This is a genomic window from Schumannella sp. 10F1B-5-1 (assembly GCF_006517535.1).
In the GTDB taxonomy this organism is placed as follows: domain Bacteria; phylum Actinomycetota; class Actinomycetes; order Actinomycetales; family Microbacteriaceae; genus Schumannella.
Window position 1 is genome coordinate 1 of the sequence record NZ_VHQH01000038.1, and the last position, 15801, is coordinate 15801.

The 15801-nt window shown below is 71.3% G+C and carries 13 protein-coding genes; 9 read left to right on the forward strand and 4 right to left on the reverse strand.

Going from position 1 to position 15801, the window contains the following annotated elements; all coding sequences use genetic code 11:
- From FJ658_RS08920 to msuE, 5 genes are all read left to right on the forward strand, one after another.
- Window positions 1-446: iron-containing alcohol dehydrogenase (locus tag FJ658_RS08920; RefSeq protein WP_141145046.1), on the forward strand; the 446-nt coding region annotated here is incomplete at its 5' end.
- A gap of 241 nt (window positions 447-687) precedes the next feature.
- A complete protein-coding gene (locus FJ658_RS08925) occupies window positions 688-1893 on the forward strand; it encodes a methyltransferase domain-containing protein (RefSeq protein ID WP_141145047.1) in 1206 nt (401 codons plus the stop codon).
- 122 nt (window positions 1894-2015) lie between these two features.
- Entirely contained in the window at window positions 2016-4046 is a 2031-nt protein-coding gene (gene acs / locus FJ658_RS08930) for an acetate--CoA ligase (protein ID WP_141145048.1), read from the forward strand.
- A gap of 102 nt (window positions 4047-4148) precedes the next feature.
- Window positions 4149-5564 carry an LLM class flavin-dependent oxidoreductase gene (locus FJ658_RS08935; RefSeq protein WP_141145049.1) on the forward strand — a complete coding sequence of 472 codons (1416 nt, stop codon included), beginning with the start codon at window positions 4149-4151 and terminating at the stop codon, window positions 5562-5564.
- Between the two features lie 56 nt (window positions 5565-5620).
- Window positions 5621-6205 carry an FMN reductase gene (gene msuE / locus FJ658_RS08940; protein WP_141145050.1) on the forward strand — a complete coding sequence of 195 codons (585 nt, stop codon included), beginning with the start codon at window positions 5621-5623 and terminating at the stop codon, window positions 6203-6205.
- A gap of 259 nt (window positions 6206-6464) precedes the next feature.
- On the opposite strand, the gene FJ658_RS08945 is transcribed toward msuE, so the two are convergent.
- On the reverse strand, window positions 6465-7193 hold the full coding sequence (locus FJ658_RS08945; protein ID WP_141145051.1) for a glutamine amidotransferase: 729 nt from the start codon (window positions 7191-7193) through the stop codon (window positions 6465-6467).
- A 153-nt stretch (window positions 7194-7346) separates the two neighbouring features.
- Here FJ658_RS08945 and FJ658_RS08950 point away from each other — a divergent pair, with 153 nt between their 5' ends.
- A complete protein-coding gene (locus FJ658_RS08950; RefSeq protein WP_141145052.1) occupies window positions 7347-7946 on the forward strand; it encodes a hypothetical protein in 600 nt (199 codons plus the stop codon).
- Between the two features lie 213 nt (window positions 7947-8159).
- On the opposite strand, the gene FJ658_RS08955 is transcribed toward FJ658_RS08950, so the two are convergent.
- Genes FJ658_RS08955 through FJ658_RS16835 form a run of 3 tightly spaced genes read right to left on the reverse strand, consistent with a single transcriptional unit; the run spans window position 8160 to window position 12194 of the window.
- On the reverse strand, window positions 8160-9002 hold the full coding sequence (locus tag FJ658_RS08955) for a ferritin-like domain-containing protein (RefSeq protein ID WP_141145053.1): 843 nt from the start codon (window positions 9000-9002) through the stop codon (window positions 8160-8162).
- 16 nt (window positions 9003-9018) lie between these two features.
- Window positions 9019-11376 carry an SDR family oxidoreductase gene (locus FJ658_RS08960; protein ID WP_141145054.1) on the reverse strand — a complete coding sequence of 786 codons (2358 nt, stop codon included), beginning with the start codon at window positions 11374-11376 and terminating at the stop codon, window positions 9019-9021.
- Window positions 11373-12194: a hypothetical protein gene (locus tag FJ658_RS16835; protein WP_141145055.1), complete on the reverse strand. Its 822-nt coding sequence runs from the start codon at window positions 12192-12194 to the stop codon at window positions 11373-11375. Before FJ658_RS16835 ends, FJ658_RS08960 begins: the two co-directional genes overlap by 4 nt.
- A 68-nt stretch (window positions 12195-12262) precedes the next feature.
- Here FJ658_RS16835 and FJ658_RS08970 point away from each other — a divergent pair, with 68 nt between their 5' ends.
- The 3 genes from FJ658_RS08970 to FJ658_RS08980 are packed head-to-tail and all read left to right on the forward strand — an operon-like array spanning window position 12263 to window position 15605.
- Window positions 12263-13042 (forward strand): SDR family oxidoreductase, encoded by a 780-nt coding sequence (locus tag FJ658_RS08970; RefSeq protein ID WP_141145056.1) that lies wholly within the window; start codon window positions 12263-12265, stop codon window positions 13040-13042.
- Between the two features lie 38 nt (window positions 13043-13080).
- Window positions 13081-13944 (forward strand): 1-acyl-sn-glycerol-3-phosphate acyltransferase, encoded by an 864-nt coding sequence (locus FJ658_RS08975; RefSeq protein ID WP_141145057.1) that lies wholly within the window; start codon window positions 13081-13083, stop codon window positions 13942-13944.
- The gene (locus FJ658_RS08980; protein ID WP_141145058.1) at window positions 13941-15605 is read left to right on the forward strand and encodes an FAD-binding oxidoreductase; all 1665 of its coding nucleotides are present in this window, start codon (window positions 13941-13943) and stop codon (window positions 15603-15605) included. Before FJ658_RS08975 ends, FJ658_RS08980 begins: the two co-directional genes overlap by 4 nt.
- The last annotated feature ends 196 nt before the right edge of the window (window positions 15606-15801 follow it).

Genomic DNA, 15801 nt, shown 5'->3' on the forward strand with positions numbered 1-15801 from the left:
AGAAGGTCGTCGAGGCGAACACGCTGCTCTCGGGGCTCGGCTTCGAGTCGGGCGGTCTCGCCGCCGCGCACGCGATCCACAACGGACTCACCGCCGTGCCGCAGACCCACGGACTCGCGCACGGCCAGAAGGTCAACATCGGCTCGCTCACCCAGCTCGTGCTCGAGGGCGCGCCGACCAGCGAGATCCGCGACTTCGTCGAGTTCACGACCCGCGTCGGGCTGCCGACGACCCTCACCGAGGTCGGGCTCAAGCCGAGCGACGCCGACGAGCTCGCCGCGGTCGCGGCCGCCGCGACCGTGCCGACCGAGACCATCCACTCGATGCCGTTCGAGGTGCGCGCCGCGGACGTCGCGAGCGCCCTCGCGTCGATCGAGGGCTTCGCGCGCCGCGTGCGCGCCGAGGCGGGGCTGCCCGAGCCGGTGGAGTTCCACGCGAAGCACTGAGCGCGCATCCACCTGCGAGGGTGGCCACGAACGCACGCGACACGCCGCGGCAGGCGCGCATTCGTGGCCACCCTCGGGCCCGTGGGTTTCGGGGGTGGCCAGAGATGCCCGCGACGCGCCGGTGGCGGTGTGCATTCGTGGCCACCCTCGGGAGGTTGACGTGGGCGACGGCCGCGCGAGGGGCGGGCGGCATGAGCCGGCGGATGCGGGCGCGGCGGGCATCCCCGCGTAGCCTTCCGGGGTGCGGTGCGACTACTTCGATGCGGGGCTGTGCCGCGCGTGCTCGCTCATGGGCGTGCCCTACGCGCAGCAGCTCGCCGACAAGCAGCGCGCCGCCGAGTCGACCCTCGCCGAGCACACCGGCCTCGCCTGGCTCGACCCGGTCGCGAGCCCCGAGAGCGGCTACCGCAACAAGGCCAAGATGGTCGTCGGCGGCAGCGTCGCGAAGCCGACCCTCGGCATCCTGGATGCGGCGCAGCGCGGCATCGACCTGCGCGGCTGCGGGCTGCACGACGCGAGGCTGACCGGCGTCATGCCGGTGCTGGCGGACTTCGTGGGAACCGCGCGCCTCGAGCCCTACGACGTCGTCGCCCGCCGCGGCGAGCTGAAGCTGCTGCTCGCCACCGTCTCGCCCGACGGCGAGCTGCTGCTGCGATTCGTGCTGCGTTCGCAGGAGTCGGTGGCGCGCATCCGCAAGCACCTGCCCGCCCTGCGCACCGCGCTGCCGCAGCTGCGCGTCGTGTCGGCGAACCTGCTGCCCGAGCACCGCGCCGCGATCGAGGGCGAGACCGAGATCCTGCTCGGCGACGAGCAGGTGCTGCCGATGCGCCTCGGATCGCTCGAGCTGCATCTGCGCCCGCAGGGCTTCTTCCAGACCAACTCGCACGTGGCCGAGCGCCTCTACGCGCACGCGGGGGAGTGGATCGCCGAGCTCGACCCGGCGAGCGTGTGGGACCTCTACTGCGGCGTCGGCGGCTTCGCGCTCAGCGCGGCGGCCCCGGGGCGCGACGTCGTCGGCATCGAGCTCAGCGGCGAAGCGATCGCGGCGGCGCAGTCGGCGGCCCGGGCGAGCGGCGTCGACGGGGTGCGCTTCGAGGCGGCGGATGCGACCACCTGGGCCCCGGGAACCGCGGGGAGCGGCGTGGGCGCGCGCGCCGGCGCCGGCGCGGGCGTGGGCGCGCACGGCGACGCGGGCACCCGCGCATCCACCGCCCTCACCCTGCCCGAGACGGTGATCGTGAACCCGCCGCGGCGGGGGATCGGCCCGCTCGCCGACTGGCTGGAGCGCACGCCCGAGGTGCGCTCGGTCGTCTACTCGAGCTGCAACGTCGACTCGCTCGCCCGCGACCTGCGCGCGATGCCGTCGTTCACGGCGCGCGCGGCGCGGGTGCTCGACATGTTCCCGCAGACCCCGCACAGCGAGGTGCTCGTGCGACTCGAGCGCTGAGGCGGCGCTGCGCGCGCTCGCCGATCGCCCCGACGCCCGAACCGTGGATGCGCGTCCACCGCTGTTACGCCCGGTTGCGCCCCCGACCGGCCGCATCGCCGGTCGCGGCTAGCGTCGAGGCGATGCCCACGCCCGACAGCACCGCAGCGCCCGACAGCACCGCCGCGCCCGCCCGCGCCCACGACGACACGATCGTCGGCCTCGCGACCGAGACCCGCCGTTTCGCGCCGAGCCCCGAGTTCGCCGCGGCCGCCAACGTGACCGCCGCCGACGCCGCGGCGCTGCGCGCGTTCCACGCCGCCGATCCGGTCGGGTTCTGGGAGCAGCACGCCGCCCGCCTCGACTGGCACACGCCGTGGACGACCGCACACCGTCACGAGCCGACCGATGGCACGAGCATCCCGAGCACGACCTGGTTCGAGGGCGGGCGGCTCAATGTCGCCGTGAACGCGGTCGACCGCCACGTGGATGCCGGCCACGGAGACCGCGTCGCCTTCCACTTCGAGGGCGAGCCGGGCGACCGCCGCAGCCTCACCTACGCCGAGCTGCAGCGCGAGGTCGCGAAGGCTGCGAACGCGCTGACCGCCCTGGGCGTCTCCACGGGCGACCGCGTCGTCGTCTACCTGCCGGTGCTGCTCGAGACCGTGATCATCACGCTCGCGATCGCCCGCATCGGCGCCATCCACTCGCTCGTGTTCGGCGGGTTCTCGGCGGATGCGCTGCGCTTCCGCGTCGAGGACACGGCGGCGAAGCTCGTGGTCACGACCGACGGGCAGTTCCGGCGCGGCAAGGCGGTTCCGGTGAAGGCGGCCGTCGACGAGGCCGTGGCGGGCGTCGACTCGGTCGAGCACGTGCTCGTGCTGCGCCGCACGGGCGATCAGACTCCGGACATCCCGTGGACCCCCGGCCGCGACGTCTGGTGGCACGACACCGTCGACGTCGCCTCCGACATCCACGAGCCGGAGTTCTTCGACGCCGAGACGCCGCTGTTCATCATCTACACGAGCGGCACGACCGGGAAGCCGAAGGGCCTCGTGCACACGAGCGGCGGCTACCTGACGCACGCGAGCTGGTCGTACTGGGCCGTGTTCGACGCGAAGCCCGAGACCGACGTCTACTGGTGCACGGCCGACCTCGCCTGGGTCACGGCGCACAGCTACGTGCTCTACGGCCCGCTGACGAACGGCGTCACGAGCGTGATCTACGAGGGCACCCCCGACACCCCCGACCGCGAACGGCACCTCGAGATCATCGAGCGCTACGGCGTCACGACGTACTACACGGCGCCCACGCTCATCCGCACCTTCATGACCTGGTTCCCCGAGGGCCTGCCGGCGGCGCGCGACCTCGGCAGCATCCGCCTGCTCGGCTCGGTCGGCGAGGCGATCAACCCCGAGGCGTGGGTGTGGTTCCGCGAGCAGTTCGGCGGCGGCCATGCGCCGATCGTCGACACCTGGTGGCAGTCGGAGACGGGCGCCGCGATCCAGGCGCCGCTGCCGGGCGTCGACGTGCTCAAGCCCGGATCGTCGCTGCGGGCGCTGCCCGGCTTCCGCACCAAGATCGTGGATGCGGACGGCGTCGAGGTGCCGCACGGCTCCGGCGGCCTGCTCGTGGTCGAGGGCACCTGGCCGGGCATGTCGCGCACGGTGTGGGGCAACCCCGAGCGCTACCGCGACTCGTACTGGTCGCGCTTCGCCGCGCACGGCTACTTCCTCTCCGGCGACGGCGCCAAGTACGACGACGGCGGGGACGTGTGGGTGCTCGGCCGCGTCGACGACGTCATCAACGTCTCGGGCCACCGCCTCTCGACGATCGAGATCGAGTCGGCGCTGGTCGCGCATCCGCGGGTCGGCGAAGCCGCGGTCGTCGGGGTCGCCGACAGCGTCACGGGCGAGGCGATCGCCGCGTTCGTGATCGCGAACGGGGATGTCGACCCGGCCGAGCTGCGCGCCCATGTGCGTCGTGCGATCGGCCCGGTCGCGACGCCGAAGCATCTGTTCCTCGTGCCCGACCTGCCGAAAACCCGCAGCGGCAAGATCATGCGGCGGCTGCTGGTCGACATCGCCGACGGACGCCCGCTCGGCGACACGACGTCGTTGCAGGACGAGACGGCGCCGGCGCGCATCCAGGAGGTCGTCGCCGCCGCACGCTGACGCGACGACGGGCCGTGGATGCGCGGGCCGATGCCCGTCGCAGTGTTGCGTCGTGTTGCGCAGGGATTCGCGCGAGTCGCCGAGGGCGCGGAACATGGCCGCATGACCTCCGCTGACCCGAACGGCGCGCCCAAGCAGATCCGCTTCAACGCGTTCGACATGAACTGCGTCGCCCACCAGTCCTCGGGACTCTGGCGCCACCCGCAGGATCGCTCGTCGACCTACAACACCCTCGAGTACTGGACCGAGCTGGCGAAGCTGCTCGAGCGCGGCACCTTCGACGGCATCTTCATCGCCGACGTGCTCGGCACCTACGACGTCTACGGATCGAGCAACGTCGCCGCGATCCGCAACGGCGCCCAGGTGCCCGTCAACGACCCGCTCATGCTGGTCAGTGCGATGGCGCTCGTGACCGAGCACCTCGGCTTCGGCGTCACCGCCGGAACCGCCTACGAGCACCCGTACCCCTTCGCGCGCCGCCTCACGACGCTCGACCACCTCACCAAGGGGCGTGTCGGCTGGAACGTCGTCACCGGCTACCTGCCCAGCGCCGCCCGCAACATGGGCCACGACGACCAGCTCGAGCACGACGACCGCTACGACCACGCCGACGAGTACCTCGAAGTGCTCTACAAGCTGTGGGAGGGCTCGTGGGAAGACGACGCCGTCGTCAAGGACCGCGAGTCGGGCGTCTTCACCGACCCGGCGAAGGTGCACGACATCCAGCACCAGGGCAAGCACTTCAGCGTGCCCGGCATCCACATCTCCGAGCCGTCGCCGCAGCGCACGCCGGTGATCTACCAGGCGGGCGCGTCGTCGCGCGGCATCGCCTTCGCGGCCGGCAACGCCGAGGCGATCTTCATCGCCGGCCCCTCGAAGGAGGTGCTGAAGTCGACGGTCGGCAAGATCCGGGATGCGCTCGAGGCCGCCGGCCGGCCGCGCGACTCGGCGAAGATCTACGCCCTGCTGACGATCATCACTGACGAGACCAGCGAGAAGGCCCAGGCCAAGTACCAGGACTACCTGAGCTACACGAGCGCCGAGGGCGCCCTGACGTTCATGTCGGGCTGGATGGGCGTCGATCTGTCGAAGTACGAGCTCGACGAGCCCGTCGGCAACGTCAAGTCGAACGCGATCCAGTCGGTGCTCTCGAACCTCGAGCACGAGAAGGAGCTCGGCCGCGAGTGGACCGTCGGCGACCTCGCCCGCGAGGGCGCGATCGGCGGCCTCGGGCCCTACGTCGTCGGCTCGGGCGAGGAGATCGCCGACCTGCTGCAGGAGTGGGTGGCCGAGACCGACATCGACGGCTTCAACCTCGCCTACGCGATCACGCCCGGCACCTTCGAGGACGTCGTCGAGCACGTCATCCCGATCCTGCGCGAGCGCGGCGTCTACCCGACCTCCTACGCCGAGGGCACGCTGCGCGAGAAGCTGCACGGTCGCGGCGACCGCCTGCCCGCCGAGCACAAGGGCGCCGGCTACCGCTGGGGCGCGGCGAACTCGACCGCGCAGGCCTGACCCACCGGGCCGGGCGTCGACCGCCCGGCCCGCCCCGAGCATCCAGGAGCTGAAGCATGTCCCGTCTGAAGATCGTCGCCGTGAGCGGGAGCCCCACGGCCCCCTCGCGAACCACGGCGCTCGTCGACGACGTGGCGCGCTCGCTCGCCGAGCAGGTCGACGGCGAGGCGCAGCTCATCGAGCTGGCCCCGCTGCTCGGCCAGCTCGCGCAGGGCGTGTGGCGCACCGAGCTCGGCGCCGCCGCGCAGGCCGCGCTCGACGAGGTCGAGCAGGCGGACGTGCTGGTCGTCGGCTCGCCCGCCTACCGCGCCAGCTACACGGGCCTGTTCAAGCTGTTCTTCGACCACATCGGGCAGTACGCCCTGGTCGACAAGCCCATCCTGCTGACCGCGACCGGCGGCAGCGACCGGCACGCGCTGCTCGTCGAGCACCAGATGCGGCCGCTGTTCGGGTTCTTCCAGTCGCACACGCTGCCGCTGGGCATCTTCGCCAGCGAGGGCGACTTCGAGAACTACCGCGTGACGAGCGACGACCTGCGCGCGCGCATCGACCTGTCGATCCGCCGGGCGCTGCCGTTCATCCGCGCGAGCGCCGCCGACCGCGACGCGCTCGCCGTCGGAGCCCGCCCCGACGCGTTCTGACCCCGCCCGCCGGTATCGCACCACCCCGCTCCCGCTCCCTGAACGCAATTCAGCACGGATCACGGGCCCGCGCCGACGCGGGCTCACCACGCGCATCCGTGCTGAGTTGCGTGCGAGGCTGGCGACGCAATTCAGCATGGATCGCGGTCACGCGCCGACGTGGGGTGATCACGCGCATCCGTGCTGAGTTGCGTCAGAGTGGGGTTCGTCAGGGGGCGTTCGGGATCGGAGGCGCTGACAGGTCGCGCGGCGCGCCCGCTCAGAGGTAGCGCTCGAGGAACGCGCGCAGCAGGTCGTGAGATGCGCTGACGTCGCGGCTCGCGGCGCGGGCGATCACCGCATCCACCTCGTCGGGCTCGAAGTAGCCGTTCTCGCGGTAGATGCGCACCCGGTGCGCCAGGTCGTCGAGCGTCAGCTCGGGGTGGAACTGCGTCGCATAGGCGTGCTCGCCCACCCGGAACGCCTGCACAGGCGCGTCGTCGCCGCTCGCCAGCAGCACGGCGTGCGGCGGAAGGGCGCTGATCGCCTCCTTGTGGCCGACGAAGGCGTGGAAGGTGTCGGGCATCGCGCCGAACACCGGGTCGGCGCGGCCGGCGTCGGTCAGGTGGATGGGCACCGGCCCGACCGCCTCGCCGTACTGCCGGTCGATCACCGCGCCGACGTAGCGGCCGAGCGTGCCGACGCCGTAGCAGGCGCCGAAGAACGGCACCTCGCGCTCGAGCACGCGGTCGAGCATCCGCTGCAGCTCGCCCTCGACCCGCCGCTGCGTGGGCGACTTCGACTCCTCGGGGTCGGTGACCGTGTAGGGGCTGCCGGTGACGACGACGGCCGCGAAGTCGGCCGCATCCAGGCCGGCGAGGCTCGCGCGCTCGGCCCGGTGATGGTGGATGCGCTGCTCAGGCACCCCGCCGAACCGCGAGATCGCCCGCACCTCCGCAGCGACCGCCGTCTCGTCGTCGCGCGACGTGATCACGAGCACCTTCGGCATATGCCGAGCCTAGAGCGGTGCTCGGCAGGAAACAGTGCGATAACAGTGGCGCTCTCCGGGCCTGCACCCCTCGACCGGTCGTTCCGCCGTCGGGTAATATCACGAGGCTTGCGTCATCCGCGCAGCAACCGCCGTCATCCCACGAAGAAGAGCATGGCCGACGACTCGATCCACCTCAGCCGCGACGCGGCACCCCGCCCCGATGGTCCGTCGTGGTGGTACCCCGGCGCACCCGGAGCCCGTCAGGCCGAGCCCGAAGAGGCCCGCGAAGTCGAGGGATCCACGCGGTATCCTCGCGGAATGGATGCTCGGGCGGTCGCCTCGGAGCTCACCGCACGTCTCGCGCAGCTCGGCATCGGGCACAGCGTCGAGGTCGTGCAGGGCGCTCAGGCCGACGGCGTGCTCGTGCGCAGCCCCTACGCCGACGCGGTGACCGTGGTCGACAACGATGGCAAGTACACGCTCGTCGCCCGCGGCGGTGACGGCGGCGCGAAGCTGGTCGACACCGAGCTCGCCTCCGAGGCGCCGGTCGAGCTGCTCGCCCTCTACCTCGCGTTCCACTCGCTCTGGGCGATGAAGCGCACCGTCGACCGCCACGGCGCCGAGGCCGTCGCGCGTCGCATGCCGAACCTGCTCACGCACCAGCAGCTCGTGATCACCTTCATCGCGGCGTCGCTCACCTCGCCCGAAGACGGCATCCGCACCTACGCCACGGGCCTCATGACCACGGCGACGAACATGCTGCGCGCCTGACCTCGGCACCGCCGACCAGCACGACGCACGAGAGCCCCGCACCGGATGGTGCGGGGCTCTCGTCGCGTCAGCCGGCGACTCGATCGCCGCTGGTGCGAACCGTGTCAAGGAGTTGCTGTGCCTGCTGTGGCGGATGCGCAACACCAGCATCAGGAGTTGCAGCAACTCCTTGAGATGGTTCGGCCGCGCGGCGACGTCACGCGTGCAGCGGCCTCAGGCCGCCGCGACCTCCGGCTCGGGGGTCGGCTCGCGGTCTTCGCCGGTGATGCCGCGCGCCTCGAGCGAGTTCTCGACGATCGTGAGGCCCTCGAGGCCGGGCAGGCGGGCGATGTGCGCGTCGATGCCGCGCACGAGCTTGCGGCCCTCGGAGCCCTGGAACAGGTGGCCCATCACGTGGGTGACCTCGTCGGGCTCGGCGATGGTCGAGCCGACCGGGCCCCAGAACTTGCGCAGCGCGAAGCGGGCGATGACGCGGGCCTTCTTGCTCTTGGCGAGGCGCTCGCGGGCCTGCGTGGCGTAGAAGGCGACGTGCTTGGTCTCCTGCTGGGCGATGCGCTTCAGCAGCTCGGCGAGCACCGGGTGGTCGGCGCCCTCGAGCGCGGCGAGGCGGTGGTAGGCGGCGTTGGCCGACCACTCGTTCGCGGCGCCCCAGGCCATGTGCACGGCGGCGAAGTCGATGCCGATGAGGTTCGAGCCGAACGACTGCTTGATCGGGTCGAGGCGGTCCTTGAAGCCGAGCTTGAGGCGCTTGGCCTTGAGGGCGCTGTAGTCGACGTGGATGCCGTGGCGCTCGAGCACGGCCGACAGGGCCTCGCCGTGCCAGAACTCCTCGCGGTTCCACATCGTCATGAACGCCGCGATCTCGGGCTCCTTGTGCGACGGCGTGGTGAGCATGTCGCGCAGGTAGCAGACCGTGTGGTACTCGACGTCGCACATGTAGCGCAGGCTGCGCAGCACGTGGTCGGGGAGGGGGTTGCGCTCGAACTCGTCGAAGTCGAGGTCGCTCCAGCCGACGGCGTCGGAGGCCCGGGTGTACTTGACGATGTCGAATGCCATGCGCGATCGCGGATCCCTAGCTGGGGGTCCGCTCTCCTTCCTCGACGGTGCTCTCAGGTGCGGTGCTGTCGGATGCCGGCGCGGCGGGCGATGCCGACGAAGCCATCACATCACGCTTCGCCTCGGAGCCGCCCGACTTCCACTTGACGATCCTCCATGCTCTTCGGAGCGCCTCGCGGGAGAGTTCGGCATCCGGGTTCACGGCGGTGACGTTGCCGACCAGTCCGAGCCATCCGAGGTCGGAGTGGTTGTCGCCGTAGCCGTACGACTGGCTCAGGTTGATGTCGTGCTCTTCGGCGTAGCGGCGCAGCCAGGCGCCGCGCGCCTCATCCACCAGCGGGGGCTTGGCGAGGTAGCCGGTGAGCACGCCGTCGCGCTCGTGCATGGTCGAGCCGACGACCTCGTCGAAGAGGTGCGCGAGCGGCGCGGCGAGCAGGCCGATGGAGCCGGTGACGAGCACGGTGCGGTGCCCGGCCTCGCGGTGCTCCTTGATGCGGGCGATCGCCTCGGCGCTCGCGTGGCGGCGCATGGTGTCGGCGTAGTCGCGGCGCACGATCTTCTCGAGGCGCTCGACCGGCATCCCGGAGTAGCGGCGCAGGAAGGCGCGGATGAACTCGCCGCGGTCACGGCGCTCGGCGCGCAGGTAGCCGGGCACCGAGGCGAGCAGGCGGGCGGCCTCGCCCGGCCAGGCGGCCTTGCGGAAGCCGGAGGAGCGCACCCAGAGGTACTGCTCGACGATGTTCGAGTCGACGACGGTGCCCTCGAGGTCGAACACGGCGACGACGTCGCTGCGCTGCGGCAGCGCCTTCGGCGTCTGCGGGCGGTTCGCGATGCGCGTGGCCGCCTGCTTGCGCCGGCGGTAGGCGTTGGTCATCTCGGTGATCGCCGGGAAGTGCACGTTCTGCAGGTAGTCGTCCCAGTCGATGCGCTCGACGTCGAAGCCGCGGTCGTCGCGCAGCTTCGCCGGCAGGGCGGCGTTGAGGGCGCGGGTGTTGCGGTCGTCGAAGATGATCTCCGACTGCACGTAGGCGCGGTACAGGTCGGTGAAGTTCTGCAGCGTCTCGATGCCGGCCTTGGTCTTGGCTAGCTCCGACTGCCAGGCGCGCGTGCGCTCGTTCGAGGGGATGCGCGACAGGGCCAGCTCCTGCAGGCCCGTCCAGCGCTTCGCGAGGGCGAGGTCGCGGGCGACCTTGCGCTCGCCGGGGAACTTCCAGTTCGGCACCGTCACGTGCCCGTCGCCCTTCGGCATCGGGTGCTCGGTGTAGTAGTGGCGCACGTTCTCGAACATCCGGTGGAACGGGATGGGGTTCGAGGCGCCCGAGGCGACGTGGAAGTACTCGGGCTCGTTCTTCGCCGAGGGGTTAGCGGCGGCCGCGATGATCGCGTTCACGACGAAGTCGACGGGGATGAGGTCGAGGATGCTGTCGGGCAGGCCCGGGAACTCGGGCAGCTGGCCGCGGCCGTAGGCGAGGATCAGCGGGTCGGCGACCTTGAAGCCGTCGATCCAGCCCGGGAACGGGTGCTGGAAGGCGCTCTCGATGATGGTCGGGCGCACGATCGACAGCGAGTGGCCGGCCTGGCCCCACACGGTCTCAGCGGCGCGCTCGGCGAAGGCCTTGGTGAGCGTGTAGACGTCGGTCCACCCGAGGCTCTGGGCGCGCATCCGGCCGGCCGAGACGAGCTCGTCGTTGACCCACTCGACGCGGGCGGCCTCGGCGGCGGTGGCGACGGCGTTGGGGCCCTGCTTGCCGTGCTTGGCGCGGGCGGCGGCGATGAAGCCGCCGAGCACCTCGGGGCGGCGCGAGGCGAGCTCGACCTCCTTGGCGGTGGCCTGCGCGGCCTCGTACTCGGCGCGCCAGTCGACGTCGTGCTGCAGGCTCGCCTCGGGCGCGATGCCCTTGCGCAGTCCGCCGACATAGCAGGTGCTGACGTGCACGACGTGCGGGTCGCTGCCGCTCGCGAGCAGGGCCTCGTAGAGGCCGAGGGCGCCGCCGACGTTGTCGCGGAAGCCGTGGTGGATGGGCGGGTCGAACGAGACCGACGCGGCCGAGTGGATGACCACATCCAGGTCGCTGGGCAGCGGCGGCACCGAGGTGAGCCCGCCGTCGAGCACGTTCACGCGCTCCGCGAACGCGGCGGCAGCGGCCTCCTCGCCGATGGCCTCGCGCCACTTCGAGAAGACGGGCTTCTTCAGCAGCTGACGCAGGCGGGCCTCGGCCGTCAGGCTGCCCTTGCCGCGCACCAGCACCGAGATGCGGGTCTCGGGATGCTGCGACAGCAGACGCTCGAGCACCGCCTGACCGACGAAGCCGGTCGCGCCGGTGAGGAAGACGTGCGCGGGGCCGAGATCGGTCTTGGCGCGTTTGGGGGTCACGGAACCAGCCTTGCTTCGATGGTGCTGCCGACGGCGGTCATGCCGGGCAGCGCCGAGATGAGGGCGCCGATGCCGCGAGCCTCCTCGCGGCCCTCCGCGCCGCCGAACACGATGCGCTCGAAGAAGCTGCGCTCCTCCGCGGGCCGCTCGACCGACCCGATGGGCCAGGCCGTTCCGAGCAGCTCCTTGCGCGTGATGCGCCGCGCCTTGGGGGATTCGCCGAGGCGACGCTCCGCTTCCTCCTGGAAGAAGCGGATGTGGCGGTCTTTGACCTCGAGAACGGTCTCGACCACCGACGACAGCGACTCGGCGATGCCGGCGAGACGGCGATATGCCGCGTGCGTGATCCACTCGTCGGCGAGGCCGGCGGTGACGTGCGCGGCGACGATCTGCGGGCCGGCGAAGTTCGCCGAGATGGCGCGGCGGATGGTTCCGCGGCGGTCGCGGCGCTCGCTCACCGTCAGGCGGTGGTGGCCCTCGTCGGCAGGCAGGTCCTCTTCGGCCCTGCTCGCCTCGAGCACGGCGTCGAGGGCGTCGGCCAGCCAGAACTTCTCGTAGGCCCAGGTGGTGAGGAAGGCGGTCACTCGCGCGTCCTTGTGCGTCGCGGTCACCAGGAGGTTGCGCATCCGGGCCATCGTCGAGCGCTCCAGGTCGCGCAGCACGCGCAGCAGTCGGGCGGCGTCGGGCTCGAGCCCGTGCTGCTCGAACTGCTCGAGGTCGAGCTCGTCGCGGTGGAAGCCCTTGGCCGTGCGGGCGAACTCGCTCACGTCGAAGGCGGTCGCCGCCGGGGCGATCGTCGTCTCGTCGTTCGTCGTCATGATTCCGTTCGCTCTCCCGCGCGCAGGCGCGTGCGCGCGCAATCGGCCCGCACCGTATCGTAACGGGCATGGTCACTGCTCTGGTCACCGGCGGCACCTCGGGTATCGGAGCCGCCTTCGCTCGCGCCCTCGCTCAGCGGGGCGACGATCTGGTTCTGGTCGCGCGCGATGCCGCGCGCCTGGAGGAGGTCGCGAACGAGCTCCGCGCTCTCGGCCGGCAGGTCGAGGTGCTTCCCGCCGACCTGGCGAACCGCGCCGACGTCGACCGGGTCGCCACCCGCATCGAGGATGCGGAGCGCCCGATCGACCTGCTGGTCAACAACGCCGGCTTCAGCGTGCACACCAAGCTCACGTCGCGCTCGATCGAGGATCACGACCGCGCCTTCGAGGTCATGGTGCGCGCGGTGCTGGTGCTCGGCGGCGCCGCCGGGCGCGCGATGCGCGCGCGGGGTCGCGGGGCGATCGTCAACGTCTCGAGCACGGCCGGCTTCATCACGATGGGGGCATACAGCTCCATCAAGGCGTGGGTCACCTCGTACACCGAGGGGCTCGCGAACGAGCTCCACGGCACCGGCGTCACGGCCACGGCGCTCTGCCCCGGGTGGGTGCACACCGAATTCCATGAGCGTGCGGGCATTCCCAAGTCCAGCATCCCGAACTTCCTCTGGCTCGACGCCGAACCCCTCGTCGCGACGTGCCTGCGCGACGTGGAGCGCGGTCGGGTGATCTCTCTGCCGAGTGTTCGGTACAAGGTGCTCATCTGGTTGCTCCGCCACCTGCCGAAGGCCGCCGTGCGGGCGATCTCGCGGAAGATTTCGTCCGGCCGCCGCGATAGTCTGAAGGAATGACCGCAGGCGGATCAGCGATCCGTCGAGAAGGGATGCCGATGGCAGCGATGAAGCGCGATCGCTTCACCTCGCGACCCCAGGCGGCGGCCCGCTTCGTGGCCCAGCGCCTCATCCTGAAGCCCGTCGTGTGGACGGTGACGAAGGTCACGGTCATCGGTCGCGAGAAGGTCAAGAAGCTCGACGGCTCGTTCGTCGTGGTCGCCAACCACTCCAGCCACCTGGATGCGCCGCTCATCATGGGCGGTCTGCCCTGGAAGCAGGCGCGCACCCTCTCGACCGGCGTCGCGGCCGACTACTTCTTCGACGTGTGGTGGCGCCGCGGCCTCACGAAGCTCTTCTTCAACGCCTTCGCGGTGGAGCGCAGCGGCGGCCAGCGTCGCGGCGAGAGCGCGAAGGTGCTCGTGCAGCGCGGCGTCTCGCTGCTGGTGTTCCCCGAGGCGACCCGCTCGCGTGACGGCGGCCGCTCGCTCGGCGCCTTCAACCCGGGTGCGGCGGCGATCGCCCGCTCGGTGGGGGCCCCGTGCGTGCCGATCGCGCTGATCGGGGCCGGGCTCGCGCATCCCCGCGGCTCGAAGTGGCCGGGGCCCGGCCGCATGCCGGTCGGCATGGTGATCGGCGACCCGATGCGTCCCGGTGACGACGAGAGCGCCGCCGACTTCATGGAGCGCGTGCGCGACGAGATCGCCCGCATGATCGTGGCCGAGCGCGACGGCATCCTCGGCGCCGAGGTGGCGGCCGAGCTGCACGGCATCGCGCCCGGCATCCCGCCGAAGCCCCTGCCGCCGCGCGGGCCCAAGCCGCCGAAGAAGCCCAAGGAATCCCGCCTCCGCTCGCGCAAGAAGCCCGAGACCCCGAAGCCCGAGACCCCGACCTCCGAGACACCCGAAGGGACCGCTCGATGACCGACGTCAAGCACATGAAGTGGTGGGGATGGGGCGTCGACGGCGTCGCGTTCCACCACGAGGACAAGCCCGGCTTCGCGCCCTTCGTGCTGAAGGCGGTGGGGCTCGACCTGAACACGGCCGAGCGCACCGAGAAGCCCGACTTCGCCGATGTGCAGGTGGCCGACTCGGTCGCCCCCGCCGCGCTGATCACCGCTCTGAAGAAGGCCGTCGGCGACGAGAACGTCACGACCGACAAGCTCGACCGCGTCGTGCACACCTTCGGCAAGAGCCTGCGCGACCTGGTGCGCATCCGGGCTCTGAAGATCGATCGCGCGCCCGACGTCGTGGTCTATCCGGCCGACGAGGATGCGGTGGCCGGCGTGGTCGCCGCGGCGGTGAAGTCCGGCGCGGTGCTGATCCCCTTCGGCGGCGGCAGCAACATCGCCGGCAGCCTCGAGCCGCACGCCGACGAGACGCGCCCCGTGATCTCGCTCGACCTCGGCCGTCTGCGCCAGCTCATCGACATCGACGAGGAGTCGGGCCTGGCTCGCATCCAGGCCGGAGCCCTCGGCCCCGACCTCGAGGCGCAGCTGGCCGAGCGCGGCTGGACGCTGGGGCACTTCCCCGACAGCTTCACGCACTCGACCCTCGGCGGCTGGATCGCGACCCGCTCGAGCGGCATGCAGTCGGACAAGTACGGCGACATCGCCGACATCGTGCGCGGCTTCCGCGTGGTGCGCCCGAACGGCACCCTGGTGATCCGGGCGATCCCCAGCGCATCCACCGGACCGAGCGTGCGCGAGATGATCGTCGGCAGCGAGGGTCGCCTCGGCGTGATCACCGAGGCGACCGTGCAGGTGCACCGCGTGCCCGAGAAGCGCGTCATCCACGCCTACTTCTTCAAGAACTGGAATCACGCCATCGAGGCGATGCGCCAGATCTCCGAGAGCGACGCCGCGCCGAGCGTCACGCGCGTCTCCGACGGCAACGAGACCGGCTTCTCGCTCGCGACGAGCAAGGAGTCGAAGGGCGTCTCGAAGTTCGTGCAGGACTCGCTGTTCTCGTTCCTCGAGGGCCGCGGCTGGAAGCCGGGCGAGGTCTGCCTCTCGTTCATCGGCTTCGAGGGCTCGCCCGAGCACGTGAAGCGCACCAAGGCGATCGTCGACAGGATCGTGAAGAAGAACTCGGGGCTCGGCGTCGGAACCGGCCCGGGCGTGCTCTACGACCAGAAGAAGTTCGACACCCCCTACCTGCGCGACTTCCTGCTCGACATGGGCGCCGCGGGCGACGTGTCGGAGACGGCGGCGCCGTGGTCGAAGCTCATCGGCGTGCACGACGCCGTCTACGCGGCGGCCAACGGCGCCTACGAGCAGATCGGCCGCCAGGGCTGGATCATGTCGCACCTCTCGCACTCGTACCACTCGGGCGCGTGCCTCTACTTCACCTTCGCGTTCGTGATGGGCGACGACCCGCTGGGCGAGTACGACATCGTCAAGCAGGCGATCCAGCAGGCGTTCATCGACGCCGGCGGCACGATCTCGCACCACCACGGCGTCGGCCTCGAGCACGCGCCGTGGCTCGAGCAGGACATCTCGACCGAGGGCGTCGCGGTCATGAGCGGGCTGTTCTCGTCGGCCGATCCCGACGGGCTGTTCAACCCGCGCAAGATCGTCGTCTGATCCGCGGTCGGCCCGGATGCGCGACCGCACGATCCGTCGCCGCCGTACCCGCGCCCGGGCCTGGGCCCTCTCCGCCGCGTCACCCGCTGGGGTTACGCGGCGGAGGCGTGTCGCGGCCGTTCGGTCTGTCCTCCATCGCATCCGGCCCGATAGCGTTCTCGGGATGCACCAGTTCTCACCCCTGAGTCACCCTCGG